The 14890-nt window shown below is 60.4% G+C and carries 17 protein-coding genes and 1 pseudogene; 8 read left to right on the top strand and 10 right to left on the bottom strand.

Features of this window, described 5'->3' with window-relative positions; all coding sequences use genetic code 11:
* Positions 1-80: 80 nt before the first annotated feature.
* Positions 81-266: a YdcH family protein gene (locus VJV58_RS05430; protein ID WP_324136315.1), complete on the bottom strand. Its 186-nt coding sequence runs from the start codon at positions 264-266 to the stop codon at positions 81-83.
* A 222-nt stretch (positions 267-488) separates the two neighbouring features.
* Between VJV58_RS05430 and VJV58_RS05425 the strand changes: the two genes are divergently transcribed.
* From VJV58_RS05425 to VJV58_RS05415, 3 genes are all read left to right on the top strand, one after another.
* Positions 489-695, top strand: coding sequence for a YdcH family protein (locus VJV58_RS05425; protein WP_324136314.1), 207 nt, complete (start codon positions 489-491; stop codon positions 693-695).
* Positions 696-841: 146 nt separating this feature from the next.
* Positions 842-1033 (top strand): hypothetical protein, encoded by a 192-nt coding sequence (locus tag VJV58_RS05420; protein WP_324136313.1) that lies wholly within the window; start codon positions 842-844, stop codon positions 1031-1033.
* A 14-nt stretch (positions 1034-1047) separates the two neighbouring features.
* Positions 1048-1299, top strand: a complete 252-nt coding sequence (locus VJV58_RS05415) for a hypothetical protein (protein ID WP_324136312.1) — start codon at positions 1048-1050, stop codon at positions 1297-1299.
* A gap of 103 nt (positions 1300-1402) precedes the next feature.
* Here VJV58_RS05415 and VJV58_RS05410 read toward each other — a convergent pair whose 3' ends face one another.
* Positions 1403-2113 (bottom strand): GGDEF domain-containing protein, encoded by a 711-nt coding sequence (locus VJV58_RS05410; protein ID WP_324136311.1) that lies wholly within the window; start codon positions 2111-2113, stop codon positions 1403-1405.
* Between the two features lie 224 nt (positions 2114-2337).
* Between VJV58_RS05410 and purE the strand changes: the two genes are divergently transcribed.
* The 4 genes from purE (at position 2338) to VJV58_RS05390 (ending at position 5192) form a co-directional block, all read left to right on the top strand.
* Positions 2338-2826, top strand: a complete 489-nt coding sequence (purE, locus tag VJV58_RS05405; RefSeq protein ID WP_324136310.1) for a 5-(carboxyamino)imidazole ribonucleotide mutase — start codon at positions 2338-2340, stop codon at positions 2824-2826.
* On the top strand, positions 2823-3944 hold the full coding sequence (locus VJV58_RS05400; protein WP_324136309.1) for a 5-(carboxyamino)imidazole ribonucleotide synthase: 1122 nt from the start codon (positions 2823-2825) through the stop codon (positions 3942-3944). The genes purE and VJV58_RS05400 overlap by 4 nt, the downstream gene beginning before the upstream one ends.
* 146 nt (positions 3945-4090) lie before the next feature.
* Positions 4091-4396 (top strand): 30S ribosomal protein S21, encoded by a 306-nt coding sequence (gene rpsU, locus VJV58_RS05395; protein ID WP_079564913.1) that lies wholly within the window; start codon positions 4091-4093, stop codon positions 4394-4396.
* 334 nt (positions 4397-4730) lie between these two features.
* Entirely contained in the window at positions 4731-5192 is a 462-nt protein-coding gene (locus tag VJV58_RS05390) for a tetratricopeptide repeat protein (RefSeq protein ID WP_324136308.1), read from the top strand.
* A gap of 24 nt (positions 5193-5216) precedes the next feature.
* Here VJV58_RS05390 and VJV58_RS05385 read toward each other — a convergent pair whose 3' ends face one another.
* From VJV58_RS05385 to VJV58_RS05350, 8 genes and pseudogenes are all read right to left on the bottom strand, one after another.
* Positions 5217-6080 (bottom strand): hypothetical protein, encoded by an 864-nt coding sequence (locus VJV58_RS05385; RefSeq protein WP_324136307.1) that lies wholly within the window; start codon positions 6078-6080, stop codon positions 5217-5219.
* Positions 6081-6174: 94 nt separating this feature from the next.
* Positions 6175-6459, bottom strand: a complete 285-nt coding sequence (locus tag VJV58_RS05380) for a cupin domain-containing protein (RefSeq protein WP_324136306.1) — start codon at positions 6457-6459, stop codon at positions 6175-6177.
* Positions 6460-6479: 20 nt separating this feature from the next.
* Positions 6480-7576, bottom strand: a pseudogene (locus tag VJV58_RS05375) (calcium:proton antiporter).
* Positions 7577-7851: 275 nt separating this feature from the next.
* Entirely contained in the window at positions 7852-9249 is a 1398-nt protein-coding gene (locus VJV58_RS05370; RefSeq protein ID WP_324136305.1) for an NAD(P)(+) transhydrogenase (Re/Si-specific) subunit beta, read from the bottom strand.
* A gap of 42 nt (positions 9250-9291) precedes the next feature.
* On the bottom strand, positions 9292-9609 hold the full coding sequence (locus VJV58_RS05365; RefSeq protein WP_324136304.1) for a proton-translocating transhydrogenase family protein: 318 nt from the start codon (positions 9607-9609) through the stop codon (positions 9292-9294).
* 13 nt (positions 9610-9622) lie between these two features.
* A complete protein-coding gene (locus VJV58_RS05360) occupies positions 9623-10750 on the bottom strand; it encodes a Re/Si-specific NAD(P)(+) transhydrogenase subunit alpha (RefSeq protein WP_324136303.1) in 1128 nt (375 codons plus the stop codon).
* 133 nt (positions 10751-10883) lie between these two features.
* Positions 10884-11036: an aa3-type cytochrome c oxidase subunit IV gene (locus VJV58_RS05355; RefSeq protein WP_324136302.1), complete on the bottom strand. Its 153-nt coding sequence runs from the start codon at positions 11034-11036 to the stop codon at positions 10884-10886.
* Positions 11037-11203: 167 nt separating this feature from the next.
* Positions 11204-13063, bottom strand: coding sequence for a M3 family oligoendopeptidase (locus VJV58_RS05350; RefSeq protein ID WP_324136301.1), 1860 nt, complete (start codon positions 13061-13063; stop codon positions 11204-11206).
* A 138-nt stretch (positions 13064-13201) separates the two neighbouring features.
* Here VJV58_RS05350 and VJV58_RS05345 point away from each other — a divergent pair, with 138 nt between their 5' ends.
* Complete coding sequence (locus VJV58_RS05345) at positions 13202-14716, top strand: sigma-54 dependent transcriptional regulator (RefSeq protein ID WP_324136300.1); 1515 nt, start codon at positions 13202-13204, stop codon at positions 14714-14716.
* Positions 14717-14890 lie beyond the last annotated feature (174 nt).

Raw genomic sequence — 14890 nt, 5'->3', positions numbered from 1 at the left:
GGGCCGAGGGATGAGCGCCGTTACGTTCATCCCGGCTAACCAGCAGGGCCGTCTGAGGAGTGCCGTCTGAGGAGTATTGTCTAGTGCATCGTTTCCGCGGCGGTATGCCTTAACCGCTCGATTGCGTCCTTAACCATCAATTTTCGGCGCTTCAATTCGACAATCTGCAGATCATCTGTTGAGAGGTGGATGAGAGCTTCATGCAATTCGTTTTCAAGAACTTTGTGTTTGCGTTCCAGTTCAACGAGATGCGCCTCAATTGCCATACCAAGCCTCCTCGGTTGAAACAGACCTCAGATTCGATCCGGACAATCAAGTGTACACCACGTTGCGAATCTGTCGATGGGTATCGCAAAGCGCGTCATCATATTTGATATCAAATGTAGCGAATTGCGAGCATGGAACCGAGGGCGGCTTGGTGTAAGCTAAACAAAATATAAGCCGCGTCCGGAACCTTTTCGGGTCGCGTTTTTCAGCTAACGTAGATCATGACCGAGGAAGATCAGCGCGAACTCGAAACCGAGCTCGCACGGCTGCAACAGGAGCACCGGGATCTCGATGCGGCGATCGACGCGTTGCATCAATCTCCCGCTCCGGATCTGCTGCGGCTGCAAAGATTGAAAAAACGCAAGCTGCAGCTTCGGGACCGCATCGCCTTCATCGAAGACCAGATCACGCCCGATATCATCGCCTAGCCTTGTGAGCGGTCCGGGCCGCCAATCGCAAATGTGGACGTCGGTCAGAGAAAATTTCAGGGATGAAGCGTGGCTCCTTCGCTCTTGACTCCGCGAGAACAAAAGAGGAACATGATTTCAGTCTCCCACTTAATGGAAGGCTCCTCATGTCCGAAGCTGCTTCATTTTCTCAGTACGATCGTTACGAGCAGGCCTGCGACCAGGCGATCGCGATGTGCAACGGAAATCTGCGCAGCACGATCAAGGCGCTGATCATGGTCAATGAATATCTCGAGGCGGAATTGCAGGAAATGCAGGGCGGGGATTGCAGGCAGCCGGGAATGATGCTGCCTGACTAAATGGAGCTGAGAACATGGCTGATCTCACCTATTATGTCGCGATGCCATTCCTGCAGGACGAGACCGGCTCGCCAATGGCCGGCGCAGCGGAAGAATGCCAGAGCTCTTCATCGGCGTTAAGGCGCGCCGAGATTTTGTCCAGAGCCGCGGGCAGCATCGGTGCAGTTGCTTTCAGCCGCACCGGCGACCCCATGTCAGGCGAATTCGCCGAAGCCAAGCTGCTCAGGAAATTCGGCAACGTGCCGGACGATCTGAGCGGTCTTTGATAAGCTTCGCGTGATCATCAAAACCGGCTTCAGCTAGTCAACCAGCTTCGTGCCCTGCTCCCGTCATGTGCTGACGGAATGACCCACACGAGCCGAGTCTGGTCTAGGCTTTGCCGGCGCTACGGTTTGCCTCCTGCCGTCTTTGCAGTTTGCGCACATACATCGCGCTATCGGCTTCTTCCAGCGCCCTTCCCGAATCCGCATGGGCACCGAGAATGGCCACGCCGGCGGATGCACCCGCGGCAACGGTCTGCCCATCGAACGTGAAGACCAGCCGGTCAACGGCTTGCTCTAGCGATACGGCTTTCGCGCGCGCATCCGTCTCGGTCAGATTCCACAACAGAAGCGCAAATTCATCGCCGCCTAGCCGACCGATTACATCTGAAGAGCGGACCTCTGCGCACAGGGCCTCCGCCACGGCCTTTAAAACCTGATCTCCCGCCGCATGACCAAAGGCATCGTTGATCGGCTTCAAACGATCCACATCGAGCACGATCAGAGCGCCGGTCGCATGATAGCGCTTGATATACGCGATCGAGCGGTCGAGCTCGCGTTCGAAGCCGCGCCGGTTCGGAATATCGAGCAGGAAATCGGTATCGGCAGAGGCTTCCAATTCCTCGATTCTGGCCAGCGCCTGGGCCAACTGGGTCCTGAGTCGGCGGATCGTCCGTTTCGGATCATTTGAGACGGGCGACAACCGGGGTGTCGGAGCCGGCCTTTTCGCCGGTTTTGCGCCAGGCCGGGCGGTCCGGCTTTTTGCGGCGGCTTTAGTGCGGATTTTTGCAAGCCGTCCGCCACCTGGTTTCTTCTTCATGGGCTTCCTCAAGGCGCTGACCAGGTTTCCCTAAATCGGACCCTCCCGCGTGATTTGCTGCGTTTCGGTTTCGTAAAACCGAATTCCATATGCTGCGCGAAGAAGGCTTGCCGGAATTCACCAAGACAGGATAGTCCATTCCGAACCCCTCGCCACGTCTTGCCGAACCTTGGGCCGATCTTATACTCCGGCCTATGTTTTTGGATTCCCGAAAGAATTAACGAATGCCCGCCCCAGTCGCCATCATCATGGGAAGCCAGTCGGACTGGGAAACCATGCGCCATGCCGCCGACACGCTGAATGCGCTTGGCATTTCCAGCGAGAAACACATCGTCTCGGCGCATCGCACCCCGGATCGACTGTTCGCCTTTGCCAAGGGAGCCAAGGCGGCCGGCTTCATGATTGTTATCGCAGGCGCCGGAGGCGCCGCGCATCTGCCGGGGATGACGGCATCGCTGACCGAACTTCCGGTATTCGGGGTTCCGATCGAATCCAAGACGTTGTCCGGCGTTGATTCGCTTTATTCGATCGTCCAAATGCCGGCAGGCGTTCCGGTCGGGACGCTCGCTATCGGCAAGGCCGGCGCCATCAACGCCGCGCTGCTCGCGGCGAGCGTGCTCGCGCTGAGTGATTCGGCGGTGGCAAACCGTCTTGCCGCCTGGCGCAAGGCTCAGACCGAAGCGGTAAGCGAGCGGCCGGAGGGCTCTGCGTGACCGCTCTCCCCCACGTCAAGCTGAAGCCTGGCGATACCATCGGAATTCTCGGCGGCGGGCAACTGGGGCGAATGCTGGCAACAGCGGCATCGCGGCTCGGATTGCGATGCCAGGTGTTCTCACCAGACCCGGATTCGCCGGCGTTCGATGTGGTGTTGAATGCCACCTGCGCCGAATATGCCGATGTCGAAGCGCTGGAGCTGTTCGCCAACGACGTCGACGTCATCACCTATGAATTCGAGAACGTGCCAGCTGCGGCCGCGATGATCCTTGGGGCGCGCCGACCGGTGCTGCCGGACCGGAAAGTCCTGGAAACCACGCAAGATCGCCTCGCGGAAAAAGACTTTGTAAAAGCATTGGGCATCGGCACCGCTGATTATGCCGACGTGTCCTCGGCAGCGAGCCTGCGTGCCGCGATCGCGCGCATCGGATTGCCGGCCGTACTCAAGACCCGCCGCTTTGGCTATGATGGCAAAGGCCAGGTGCTACTACGAGATGAGGCCGATCTCGACCATATTTGGGAAGAGCTCGAGACCAGATCCGCAATTCTCGAAACCTTCGTTGCGTTCGAGCGCGAGATCTCGGTGATCGTGGCGCGCTCCGCTGACGGCCAAGTCGAATGCTTCGACGTGACCGAAAACGAGCATCGTGATCACATCCTGAAAATTTCACGGGCTCCCGCCGAAATCTCCGATGCACTCGCGGAACAGGCGCGGGGCATTGCTGAAAAGATCGCCAACGCCCTCAACTATGTCGGCGTGCTCGCGGTCGAGATGTTCGTGGTTCCAGGCGAGCGGGGTCCGCAGCTCCTGGTCAACGAGATCGCGCCGCGGGTGCACAACTCCGGACATTGGACGCTCGACGGGGCATCGATTTCACAATTCGAGCAGCACATCCGCGCCATTGCCGGCTGGCAGCTAGGCAAGCCGATCCGCCATGCCCCCGTCACCATGACCAACCTGATCGGCGATGACATCCATACTTACGAAGAATGGCTGACTGTCCCTGGCGCGACCGTCCACCTCTATGGCAAGGGCGCACCGCGACCCGGCCGCAAGATGGGGCATGTGACGCAGGTGTTCCCGCCAAACCGGCCCGATCCCGAGCAAAAGCCTTGATCTTGCCGGGCCTGGCGCGACCAATTGCTATCGCGCAGGTGGACATTACCGGGTTTCTCTGATACATCCGCGCGCTCAGGGTTAAGGGCCAGGCCTTTCGCCGGCCCTTTGCTTTACCTAATCCGATCAATTGAAGAGGATGCCGCGTGCAGGTTCTCGTTCGCGATAACAATGTCGACCAGGCCCTCAAGGCGCTGAAGAAGAAGATGCAGCGCGAGGGTATTTTCCGCGAGATGAAGCTCCGCGGCCACTATGAAAAGCCTTCTGAAAAGAAGGCCCGTGAAAAGGCCGAAGCCGTGCGCCGCGCGCGCAAGCTGGCCCGCAAGAAGCTGCAGCGCGAAGGCCTGCTGCCGATGAAACCGAAGCCGGTATTCGGCGCCGGGCCCGGCGCGGAGCGCGGTGGCGCCGGTGGTCGCGGCGGTCCCGGGGCTGGTCCACGCGGGCCACGCTAAACGAAATCCGAGCGTATCAATCCGACAACGCGGGCTTTGGAGCCCGCTTTTTTTGCGTTGTTTTTTCGTGTTTTGTTTTGGGTTGTTCGTTTTTGATCAATGCAATTTGCCGCGCGGCACGCTACCAAGAAGCTCTCCGCCGCGTGAGTGATTCAGCAGCATGTCAACTCCAGGTCCTCATCGCTCCGGACCTTCGGTTCGCAGTCAGCGCGCGCTAACTGCGCTGGCAACCTTGCTCGCATTGGCGCTCTGCGGCTGCTCGTTCGACCTGGGATCCCTGTCAGCCATTGCTGAGAGATCGGACTCTCCCAAGCCTGCTCCAGCCGCAATCGCCGTGACGGAGGCTCAGGCCGTCACCGTGCGCGCTCAGACGCTGGCCCGATCCGGCAAAACAGAAGAGGCGCTCGCCGCATTCAATAACGCCATCGAGATCGATCCGAACAATGCGGATGCCTTGTATGGCCGCGGCCTTCTGTACCAAGGCGAAAAGCAGCACCAATTGGCGGTCGATGATTTTACGGCGGCGAATGGCCTGAGGCCGCAGCAGGCCGAGCCGCTGCTTGGTCGCGCAATCAGTTACCTCGCGCTAAACAAGACCAAGGAAGCCGGCGCCGATCTCGACGAGGCGGCGCAGGACGACCCGCAGAACGTTCAAATCTGGACCACGCGCGGTCTCGCTTATGAACGCCTCGGCGATAAGGCCAAGGCCGCCGAGTCATATACGCGCGCAATCAATCTTCATCCCAAGGACGAAACTGCGCGAACCGGCTTTGCCCGGGTCGCCGGCAGATCCTGATAGATGCCAAGCCGGCGTTCGGAGCTATTTCGGCAGCACCGCATGGAATACCGATTTCGCCGCCAGCAGCATCTCTTCCGCCACGTTGGGGTGCTCTCGCCTTGGCGGCTGCGCGGCTTCAGCCCGTAGATCAAGCGGTCCCGCTGGAACCGAAGCCGTCGGGATCTCAGCTGGCGGAGTGGGCCGATTGGGGTTGTCGACTTCAACCGGCGCCGGTGAAGTCTCGGTTGGCGGCGTAGAGACCATGATCGCAGGCGGAAGCGGCGGCGGTGAGGACGCGACAGGAGCCGGGATGGGTGGGGCCGCTACGAGGTGAGCCGCCTCCGGGACCCGCGGCGGATCGGGAAGCCGGCTGGCTTCCTGCGCGCGCGGCGATCCATCATTCGAGCCACGCAGCCGCTCGATCGCTGCACGTGCCAGCTCGTTGGCATCGCGATGCTCCTCGGGCGCAACCGCCGGCTCAATCGGCGGCGCGGAAGCAGATTTGAACGGCCCCTTTTCCCGCGCACCCGCCTGACGGCGCCGTGTCTCTATCGGGATGCTCGCGGTCTCGGCCGGCTTCTCGGCGGATTTCTCGGAAGACTTCTCGACGAGCGCAGGCTTATCGGCGGCGGGCTTCTCGCCGGCCGTCTTCTCGAACATCGCCTTTTCGGAAATGCCCTTGGCCGTCACCCCCGGCCCGGGCAGATTGGCGTGGTCTGTGGAAGCGCTTGAGGGCTTCCCATCGCCTTTCGCATCGGCCTTGTTCGAACTCGCGGCGGACACCGCGGCCGGGGCATCGGCGGCGGGTTTGGCGGTGATGTAATGGTTGACGATATAGGCCCCGATAATGGTCGCAGCGACCGAGGGCAGTATGTCCATCGCGAATTTGGAGACGTATTTCAGCATTCCGGCCACTCCCCGGCTGTTCTGATGCTGAAACTTTGAGGCGCATTCAGGGATCAACTGAGACGGATCGATGGCAAGCGGCTCGAGGGCGGCGTTATGGTTTCAATTCGACTTCCAAAAACACGATCTCTTCGGCTGACTCATTGAGCACATCGTGCTCGACGCCGGCCTTGCGGAAGTAGGATTTCCCGGCCCCAAGCTGCGCCTTTGAGCGTTCGCCGCCGGGCGCCACGATGGTCATTTCGCCTGAAGTCACCGGCACGATCACATAGTCCATCTCGTGAATGTGATGTCCGGTGGAGCTGCCCGGCGACAGCCGCCACCGGGTAACCCGAACCTCCGGGGTATCGACCTGAACCTCCGATTCGGCGCTGATCATTCTCGCTAACTCCCGCCCGCTTAGGGCACGAAAACCATGAATAGAAAGACAGCAAATACCACGAGGTGGACCAGCCCGAACAGGATGTTGGTACGGCCGGTCCCGAAAGTCAGCATGCTCACGACGAAGGTCATGAGAAGGAGGACCATGCCTTGCGCGTCGACCCCAAGGATGAGTTGCTTGTCCAACACGTAGGCCGCAATCGCAACGGCCGGAATCGTCAGCCCGATAGTTGCCAGCGATGAGCCAAGCGCGAGATTGATGCTCTTCTGCAGATCGTTCTTGTGTGCCGCGGCAACCGCAGCGACGCTCTCGGGCAAAAGGATTAGCAGCGCCACTACTACCCCCGCGAAGGCGGGTGGTGCGCCGATCGATGCGCTGACGAAGTCCATAACCAGCGAGAACTTTTTCGCGAGCAGTACGACCACGACGAGCGACAGCACCAGCAGCAAGAGGTTCAAGCCGAGCATCCGGCTAGACGTGACCGCACCGTCATGCGCAAAGCCTGCTGATTTACCGACGAAATAGTCGCGGTGTCGAACCGTCTGGGTATAGAGAAATACCGCGTAGAGAATGAGAGTAACGACGCTGACGAAACCAAGCTGTCCGGCCGAATAGACCGGTCCCGGCGACGTGAGCGTGTAGTTCGGCAAGATCAGGGTAATCGTGGCCAGCACGACGAGGACACTCAGATAAAGAGTCGATCCCGAGACCTGGACATCCTGCTCGCGATAGCGCAGTCCGCCGGCCAGGATGCAAATTCCGACCAGGCCATTGCGACGATCATCACCACCGCAAAGACGGTGTCGCGCGCCAATGTGGGCACAGGCTTTTCGCCCAGCATAATGGTGGCGATCAGCGCGACCTCAATGATCGTGACCGAAAGCGTCAACAACAGCGTGCCGTAGGGTTCCCCGATTCGCTCCGCGATCACCTCCGCATGATGCACAGCTGCAAATACCGTTCCGAACAGGATCACGAGCAGCACCGCCGCGAACAGCATTCCGACAAGTGACGGGGTGAATGTGAAGCCGAGCGCGGTGGCGCCAGTGAAAAGCAGCGCGCCTAGTGCCGGGAAGATCCATGCCGATCGCGGCGTCGGGCCGTGCGCGCTCATCTGACTGGACCCTCAAAGCCGTTTAGAACACGAGTTCCGAAAACAATCGGCTGCTTACGCAGAGCTACAACAAGCTCGGAAGCACGACTTCACGAATGACCCGGATCGCCGGCAGCCATTGCTCGGACGCAGTGTAACGAACAGGGCGCTGCGCGCACAAAGCCCTATTTCTCGTCACTCAATGGCGCGGCTGCGAGCGGCCGAATCATTGCGCTTCCGACGGCAGCAGCGGCGCCCAATATGATTTGACGCCGCGCCACCACAACTCACCTCCACTACATCGCCTTGACGATGTTCTCGGTCATCTTCTTGGCGTCACCAAGCAGCATCATGGTGTTGTCGCGGTAGAACAGGGGATTGTCGATACCTGCATAGCCGGAAGCGAGTGATCGCTTGATGAACATCACGGTGCCGGCTTTCCATACCTGCAGTACCGGCATGCCGTAGATCGGCGATTTCGGATCGTCCTCCGCCGCTGGATTGGTGACGTCGTTGGCGCCGATCACGAAGGCCACGTCAGCCTGGGCAAATTCCGAATTGATATCTTCCAGCTCGAAGACCTCGTCATAGGGCACATTGGCTTCCGCGAGCAGCACGTTCATGTGGCCGGGCATCCTGCCAGCTACGGGATGAATCGCGTACTTCACCTCGACGCCTTCTTTCTTCAGAGTGTCGGCCATCTCGCGAAGCGCGTGCTGCGCCTGCGCCACCGCCATGCCGTAGCCGGGCACGATAATGACCTTCTGCGCGTTCTTCATGATAAACGCCGCATCGTCTGCGGAGCCTAATTTTACCGGACGTGCTTCGGCCGCTGCCCCGCCTGCCGCCGCCGTCTCACCGCCGAACCCGCCGAGGATCACCGAAATAAACGAGCGGTTCATGGCGTGGCACATGATGTAGGACAAGATCGCACCGGATGAGCCGACCAGCGCGCCAGTGATGATCAGCGCTGAATTTCCAAGCGTGAATCCGATGCCCGCGGCTGCCCAGCCGGAATAGGAATTCAGCATCGAGATCACGACCGGCATGTCGGCGCCGCCGATCGGGATGATCAGCAGCGCGCCCAGCGCCAGAGCCAGGACCGTAATCAGCCAAAAATCCAGCGCGCCGCCGGTGAGCACGAGGCGGACGATGAACAACAGTAACGCCAGGCCCAAAACAATATTGATGATATGCCGCGCCGGAAGGATGATTGGCGCGCCGCTCATGCGTCCTGAAAGTTTCGCGAATGCGATCACCGAGCCGGTGAAGGTCAGTGCGCCGATGGCGACGCCGAGCGACATTTCAACCAGGCTCTGCGGATGGATGTGGCCGGGCGTGCCGATGTCGAACGCTTCCGGCGCGTAGAACGCACCGGCCGCAACCAGCACGGCGGCCATGCCGACTAGCGAATGGAACGCCGCCACCAATTCCGGCATCGAGGTCATCGGTACTCGACGGGCGATCACAGCACCGATCGAGCCGCCGATCGCGACCCCGAGCACCACCAGCAACCAGCCAACGCCATCGGCCGGCGGATGGGCGGCGAGCGTTGTCGCCACCGCGATCGCCATTCCCGTCATGCCGAACAAGTTGCCCTGCCGGGAAGACGCCGGGCTCGAAAGCCCGCGCAGCGACAGAATGAACAGCACCCCGGCGATAAGGTATAGAACCGCGGCAAGATTAGCGTTCATCTCAGGCCCCTATAATCTTTGTCACCGCGAGATGCATCCGTTTCACTTGGCTTTCTTCTTGTACATTGCGAGCATCCGCTGCGTGACCAGGAAGCCGCCGAAGATGTTGACGCAGGCAAACACCAGCGCCACGAAGCCGAAGCCGCGCGCCCAGACACCGCCATTGCCGACCAGTGCGACGCCAACCGCGAGCAACGCACCGACCACGATCACGGAGGAGATGGCATTGGTCACGGACATCAACGGCGTATGCAGCGCAGGGGTCACCGACCAGACCACGAAATAACCGACGAACACGGCCAGCACAAAAATCGAAAGCCGGAACACGAAGGGATCGACGGCTTGCGCAATATGATCCATAGGCGGCTCTCCTTTAGGTCGTGGGCTGGAAATTCGGATGAATGACGGCGCCATCCTTGGTCAGGGCGGTGGCCTTGACCAGTTCGTCGTCCCACTTCACCGCAAGCGACTTGGTCGACTTATCGATCAGGGTTTCGATAAAGGAAAACAGATTGCGCGCGTAAAGGCTGGAGGCCGAGGCAGCGACGCGGCCGGCGACATTGGTAAACCCGACGATCTTGATGCCGCCAACATCGGCGACTTCGCCGGCTCTGGCACCCTCGACGTTGCCGCCACGCTCGACGGCGAGATCGACCAGGACCGATCCCGGCTTCATCGACTTCACCATGTCAGCGGTGACGAGGCGAGGCGCGGGCCGACCGGGAATGAGCGCAGTAGTAATGATGATGTCCTGCTTTTTGATGTGCTCGGCGGTGAGCGCGGCCTGCTTGGCTTGATACTCCTTTGACATTTCCTTGGCGTATCCGCCGGCCGTTTCCGCCTGCTTGAATTCTTCATCCTCGACCGCGAGGAATTTGGCCCCGAGACTTTCGACCTGCTCCTTGACGGCCGGACGCACGTCGGTGGCCGTGACTACGGCGCCCAGCCGCCGCGCGGTCGCGATCGCCTGCAGGCCGGCGACACCGACGCCCATCACGAACACCTTGGCCGCCGGAATCGTGCCCGCCGCCGTCATCATCATCGGAAAGGCACGACCGAACGATTCCGCCGCCTCGATCACCGCGCGGTAGCCGGCGAGATTGGCCTGGCTCGATAACACGTCCATGACCTGGGCGCGGGTGATGCGCGGCATCAATTCCATTGCAAAGGCCGATATACCGGCGTCTGCCATCGCCTTGAGCGCGGCATCGTTGCCGTAGGGATCCATGATGGCGATGACCAGCGCGCCACGCTTGTAGTTGGCAAGTTCGGAAGGCTCGGGGCGCTTCACCTTGATCACAATATCAGCGTCTTTCAGCGCATCGGCGCTGACGCTGGCTCCCGCAGCGGCAAATTCCGAATCCGGCAGGCCGGATTTGATGCCGGCACCCGGCTGGACGGCGACATCGACCCCCAGCGCCTTGAATTTCTTTACCGTGTCGGGCGAGGCCGCCACCCGCGGCTCGGAGGAATCGACTTCCTTGGCAACCGCAATCTTCATAAGACCTCCGGCGCGAGGTGCACACGCGCGAACAAGCTAACGCTAATTCTGCAGGCGTGGATACCGGATTGTATGCGGCCGCGTGCAGTTGTTTGAGTTGCGCGGCCGAGCGGCGGCGCAATCTGAAGGTCGATCAGGTCAGGAAGATCGCCATCATGGCTAAGATAAAGACGACAGCGGCCGTGCCGTATTTCACGAGCATGATGAAACCTTCATAGGTCTGCTCATGGGCCGCATAATCATTCCCGTCGGCCGTCGTGTAGGCCACCTCATTGTGCTCAGCCATCAGTGTCTCCGGTTCGTGTTCGGGTCTGCCGTGGAATTACCGCAATCCATTGGACAGGGCAACGTCGGCCGGACTTTTCTGCACCCGCTGCGTTGCCGAGGCATCGGGTCCGCGGACGCCTATCCAGGGCTGTTTGGGGTTGGAAGGCGGCCGACACGCAGCCTGCCTCAGGACATCTCTTCCAACTCGTCGATCATGCCCGCGATGACCGACAGGCCGCCCTCCCAGAACTTAGGGTCTTTGGCGTCGAGCCCGAACGGCTTGAGCAATTCGGAATAATGCTTGGTGCCGCCGGCCGCGAGCATCGCGAGATAGCGCTCGGCAAAGCCCGCCTGGGCGTGTTCGTAAACGGCATACAGCGAATTCACCAGGCAATCGCCGAACGCATAAGCGTAAACGTAGAACGGCGAATGTATGAAATGCGGGATATACATCCAGAAATTCTCGTAGCCGGGGCGGATATCGATTGCCGGCCCGAGGCTCTCACCCTGAACGCTGAGCCAGATTTCGCCAATCCGCTCCGCGGTCAATTCGCCATTGCGCCTCTCGGTGTGAATGGCGCGCTCGAACGTGTAGAACGCGATCTGCCGCACCACCGTGTTGATCATGTCCTCGACCTTACCGGCAAGCAGCGCCTGGCGTTGCTTCGCCCTCGTGGTCTCTGCTAATAGCCGCTTGAACGTCAGCATTTCGCCAAACACGCTCGCAGTTTCTGCAAGCGTCAGGGGCGTCGGAGCCATCAGTGCGCCGTTTTTCGCGGCCAGCACCTGATGCACGCCGTGCCCGAGTTCATGAGCGAGAGTCATCACATCGCGCGGCTTGCCCTGATAGTTCATCAGCACGTATGGATGCGCCGATGGCGTGGTAGGATGCGAGAACGCACCGGGCGCCTTCCCCGGCCGCACCGGCGCATCGATCCAGCAATCGGTGAAAAATCGTTCGGCGATGCTCGCCATCTCGGGCGAGAATCCGCGATAGGCCGTCAGGACCATGTTCCGAGCGTCCGGCCAGCCGATGCTCCCGGTCGCGGCGAATGGCAGCGGCGCATTGCGATCCCAATGCGCCAGTTTCTTCTTTTTGAACCAGCGCGCCTTGAGTTGATAGTACCTGTGCGAGAGCCGAGGATAGGCTGCGCGAACCGAAGCCACCAGCGCATCGACAACCTCGGGCTCCACGCGGTTATTAAGGTGGCGCGAATCCGCCACGTCCTGGAATCCGCGCCATCTATCCGAAATTTCCTTGTCCTTGGCGAGCGTATTGGTGATGAGCGCGAAGGTCCGTTCATTTGCCTTGAAGGTCTTCGCCAGCGCCTGCCCTGCCGCCCTTCGCTTTCCGGCGGCGCGATCCTGCAGCAGACTGAGCGTCGGCTCGATCGCCAGATCCCTGCTGCCGACCTTAAACCGCAGACCGGAAATAGTCTGGTCGAAGAGCCGATTCCAGGCGGAATAGCCGCTCTGCGACTTCTCGTGGAATAGCTGCTCGACCCGATCTTCAAGCTGATACGGCTTGTCCTTGCGCAGATCTTCGATCCAGGGACGGTAGTGCGCCAGCTCTGGCGCCTGCATCGCGCGTTCGATCACGGCATCATCGACGCGGTTAAGCTCGAGCGCGAAGAACAACAGATGTACCGAGGCATTCGTCAGCCGCTCCGAAACATCCCCGTAAAACTTGGTTAGCACCGGATTGACGCTGTCGCCGGCGTGAACCAAACCTGCATACGAGCCGAGGCGCCCGGCGAGATCGTCAATCGCCTCATAGCGCCTTACCGCTTCGGCGAGCCATTCGCCGCCTCGTTCACGGGCGGTCTGTTCGGCGAGCTTGCCTTTATAGTCGGTCTCAAACGCAACGCATTCCTTGTCCAGCTTCTCAAGGTCGCGTGTGATTTCCGGTGCGTTGATGCCGGAATAGAGATCAGCCAGATTCCATTCAGGCAGCTTTCCGGATTTGGATTTGGCTAACGCTTTCTTGCTGGCGGGCTTGCGTTGAGTGGACGGTTTGCGAAGAGCGGGGGTCGAGCGCGAGTTCATCTTGTTCGAAACCTGGGTTCAATCGGAATGCGAGAAGTGGGAGGGGAAGGCGGGAGGGCAACGTTTAAGAGCGCGTTAATCGGCATCGGCGAGAGTGCCCCGATTCGAGACAGATAGTTGTAGTGCGCGGGGAAAGCCATGGCTGCCAGCATTTTGATTGCCGACGACGACCCGGTTCAGCGCCGCCTGGTCGAAAACATGGTGCAGAAATGCGGCTATGAGACCATGGTCGTCGATAGCGGCGACGCAGTCATGACGCTGCTGACCAGCGCCGATGCTCCTGTGATCGATGCCGTGGTGCTGGATCTGGTCATGCCCGGTCTCGATGGCATGGGCGTGCTGGCCAAAATGCGAGAGGCCGGCCTCAATATTCCGGTCGTCGTGCAAACCGCCCACGGCGGTATCGATAATGTGGTGTCGGCGATGCGCGCGGGCGCGCAGGATTTCGTGGTGAAGCCCGTCGGCGTCGAACGGTTGCAGGTCTCATTGCGCAACGCGCTCAACACCAGCGCGCTAAAGGGCGAGCTGCAGCGCATCCGTCACAGTCGTGAAGGCCGCTTGACCTTTGCCGATATCATCACCCGTAGCGAGGCGATGACCAGCGTGCTGCGGATCGCGCAAAAGGCAGCCGCCTCCACAATACCTGTGTTGATCGAAGGCGAATCCGGCGTCGGCAAGGAGCTGTTCGCGCGCGCGATCCACGGCACCGGAGAACGCAAATCGAAGCCGTTCGTCGCTGTCAATTGCGGCGCAATTCCCGACAATCTGGTGGAATCGATCCTGTTCGGTCATGAGAAGGGCGCCTTCACCGGCGCCACCGACCGCCACACGGGCAAATTCGTCGAGGCGTCCGGCGGCACGCTGTTCCTGGACGAGATCAGCGAATTGCCGCTCGCAGCGCAGGTCAAACTGCTGCGGGCGCTGCAGGAGGGCACCGTCGAGGCGGTCGGCGGACGCAAGCCGGTGAAGGTCGATGTCCGCATTATCTCGGCAACCAACCGCAAGCTGCTCGAGCGCGTCAAAGAAGGCCAATTTCGAGAAGACCTGTTCTATCGCCTGCATGTGCTGCCGCTGACGATTCCGCCGCTGCGGATGCGCCGCGAAGACATCCCGCACCTGTTGCGGCACTTCCTCGCAAGGTTCTGCGCGGAAGAAAACCGGCACATCAGCGGCATCAGCGGTGAGGCGATGGCTCACCTGTCGCAGCTTGAATGGCCGGGAAATATCCGGCAGCTCGAAAACGCGGTGTACCGCGCCGTGGTGATGAGCGATCATGACGAGCTTGGGGTCGCGGATTTTCCGCAGGCTGCCGCGCACTCAGCCGCCAGCATCGATACCAACAGTTCTGATGGCGAGCCTCTGATCCTCGTGGCATCTCATCCCAATGAACCAGCCATGATTTCCGGTACTGAGATACCGATCGCGCCGATAGCGACCGCAGCCGGGATGCTGGGCATGTTGACCGATGCCGGAGAGATGCGGCCCCTCGAAGAACTGGAGAGCGAGATCATTCGGTTCGCGATCTCGCACTACCGCGGCCAGATGTCCGAGGTTGCGCGTCGGCTGAAGATCGGGCGCTCCACACTTTATCGAAAACTCGATGAGACCGTCGACAATCATTCTGTGCGGGGCGGCACAGACGATGCCGATTAGCTTTCACTCGCTGCACGGTTTTTCCAATCCCGGGGACCGTCGAACCGTTGCCTGGCGGTGACAGACACAGGTGAAAGCGCGTGGCAAAACCGTGCGATCCGTTGCAAAACGGGTGCTTTGAAGTCAGTTTGTCGTGAGTTGTCCCCCTTGCGCTGGCCGCATGAGGGGCACCCA

It is taken from the genome of Bradyrhizobium sp., from assembly GCF_035273305.1.
GTDB lineage: Bacteria > Pseudomonadota > Alphaproteobacteria > Rhizobiales > Xanthobacteraceae > Bradyrhizobium.
The sequence above is the reverse complement of the archived record's forward strand: the minus strand, read 5'-3'. Positions and strand labels throughout refer to the sequence as shown.